The sequence below is a fragment of the Ramlibacter sp. genome, assembly GCF_036676645.1.
In the GTDB taxonomy this organism is placed as follows: Bacteria; Pseudomonadota; Gammaproteobacteria; order Burkholderiales; family Burkholderiaceae_C; genus Ramlibacter.
Genome location: NZ_JAKFCM010000109.1, coordinates 1 through 2159, shown reverse-complemented (window position 1 = coordinate 2159; position 2159 = coordinate 1). Strand labels below are relative to the sequence as shown.

Sequence of the window (2159 nt, the reverse complement as noted above, 5' to 3'; positions counted from 1 at the left end):
CAAGCGTGCTGGAGCAGACCGACAAGCAGCGGCTCGAGATCCAGGAACTGATCCTGGAGCGGCTGGCCGACCTGCTGCAGGTCAACCCGCAGGTCGCCGCCATCTCGCTGGCGACCACCTCGCTGGCGGTGCTGGCCAAGGCCTATCCGGCCCTGCTCTCGGCGCAGGACCAGCAGCGCATCCGGCAGAACCTGCCGGGCGCCACGCCCGAACGCATGTCCGAACGCGCGATGTCGGCGGAAGGCACCCGGGTGGCGCTGATGCTGGCCAGCCTGCTGGTGCGCACCGCCATCGACTACAGCCCGCTGTCCAGCGCCGACGGTGCGGCCGCGGACGACGCCGCGGCGGCCCACCCGCGCCTGCGGGCAGCCAGCGCCATCAACCACGGTTTCGAGCAGGCGCTGGCCGAAGGCGTGGCCCCGCTGGAGGCGGTGTCCATGATGATCCGGGCGGCGGTCACGCGAGCGGCCGAGCTCGACGTGCATCCGTTCCAGGTGGTCCGGCCGCTGCACGAGGGCGTGGATCGCACCCTGCAGCGCCTGGCGCCGCGCGGCTGGGACGAGCGGGAAGAGGCCGCCGTGACCGCGCTGGCGCAGCAGATGGGCATCTCGCGGTCGCGGGCGCGCGAGCACCTGCGGCAATCCAGGAGCCGCTGATCCCGACCGGCGCATCGCAGGAAGCAGGCAGGCATGCAGGCCCCCTCTCGCTGGCAGCATCGGCAGGGGCAGCCGTGGCGGTAGAGGGCGCTGCGCCGGGCGGGCAGGAGCTGGCCTCGGCGCGGCGGGCCTGGTCGGCGGGGCACTGGCAGCAGGCCCGGCGCGGCGCGCAAGGGGCCCTGGCGACTGCCGCGAGCGAGCAGGATCGCGGGGCGGAGGCAGCGGCCGCCCTGTTGCTGGCGCAGGCCCTGGCGCTGGAGTCGCAGTTCGACTGGGCGCGGCGGTTCGCGCGCCGGGCGCAGCTGCTGTCGCAGGGGCTGGGCGATGCGGCCGGGGCGCTGCAGGCCCTGCTGGCCCAGAGCCATGCCGAGAGTGCGCTGGGACGCGACGAACAGGCGCTGCGGGCGGCGTCCGAAGCGGTGGACGGGGCGCGGCACATGCCGCTGATGGAGGCCGCCGCCCTCAACTACATGGGGGTCGCTTCGCTCTGGGCGGGCGACCACGACACCGCGCGCAGCGTGCTGGACCGGGCCTGCCGGCTGGCACGGGGGCAGCCGGGTGGACCGGATGCCTCGTTCCAGCCCCTGGTCAACGCGGCCTTCGCCGAGGTGCTGCACTGCGCGGACCAGCGCTTGCGGGGGGAGCCGGTCGATGTCTCGCCACTGGAAGGCCTGGTGGGCGCGGCCCGGCAGTTGAAGAAGCCGGGGGCCGCCGGCGGGCTGGTGCAGGCTTCACCGCTGGCGGGGCTGTTCCTGCTGGAATTCGGGGGGTTCCATGGCGCGCACCTGGCGGGCGACGCGGCGCGGGCCGATGCCCATTACCTGGCCTGCCTGGGGTTGGCCGCTAGGCTGCCGCAGGGCAGCTGGATGCAGGCGCTGGTCTGGTGGGCCCGGCTGGAGCGAGCCATGGCGGCGCGCAACGTGGAGGAAGTCCTCGAATCGGCCCAGGCATTGGTCCACGCCTCGGGTGCGGGCGAGCACGCGCCCATGAAGCGGCTGGCCTTGCGGCTGCACGCGCACGCGCAGGGCTGGCTGCAGGAGGCGCCTTCGTTCAGTGCAACGTGGTTCTAGTGGGCGGCCAGGGAGGCTGGTCTAGCTGGCGGCCAGGTAGACGAGGTAGATCACGCCGGCCCAGACCGCCACGCTGAGGAGGCCGCCGATCCAGAAGGCGCGGCTCGCCAGCAGGCTGCGCGGCCGGTCATCGTCCGCCCCGGCATGCGGGGCCACGTGCTGCGGCAGGTCGCGTTTCATGCGCCGCATAGTCTGCCCGCGCGCACCGATGGGCTTGTAGGAGAAGTGCTTGCGCACTTGTGGGGTTCTGGATGTCATTCCGGACCCCCGGATCTCATCCCGGCCCCCGGATGTCCTCCCGACCGCAGGGTGTCATTCCGGCGGAAGCCCATCAGCGCTAACCTAAAGCAATTCGAATGCTGACCCGTTGCAGCGATCGTCGGCGCGGCGGCTCCGCCAGCCGATGGCGCACTCGACGCCAACTGGCAATCGC

Annotated in this window: 3 protein-coding genes; 2 read left to right on the top strand and 1 reads right to left on the bottom strand. The window is 73.0% G+C overall.

The genetic code is table 11. The features are described 5' to 3' along the window. A partial coding sequence (locus V6M57_RS17420) for a hypothetical protein (RefSeq protein WP_332816269.1) occupies positions 1 to 656 on the top strand: 656 nt, incomplete at its 5' end. A gap of 74 nt (positions 657 to 730) precedes the next feature. Continuing rightward, the gene (locus V6M57_RS17415; protein ID WP_332816268.1) at positions 731 to 1726 is read left to right on the top strand and encodes a hypothetical protein; all 996 of its coding nucleotides are present in this window, start codon (positions 731 to 733) and stop codon (positions 1724 to 1726) included. Positions 1727 to 1747: 21 nt separating this feature from the next. Here V6M57_RS17415 and V6M57_RS17410 read toward each other — a convergent pair whose 3' ends face one another. Then, a complete protein-coding gene (locus V6M57_RS17410; RefSeq protein ID WP_332816267.1) occupies positions 1748 to 1906 on the bottom strand; it encodes a hypothetical protein in 159 nt (52 codons plus the stop codon). Positions 1907 to 2159 lie beyond the last annotated feature (253 nt).

What these genes read in the sequence shown, in the direction of transcription:
- V6M57_RS17410 (WP_332816267.1), bottom strand. Translation starts at nt 1,906, where the DNA reads ATGAAACGCGACCTGCCGCAGCACGTGGCCCCGCATGCCGGGGCGGAC.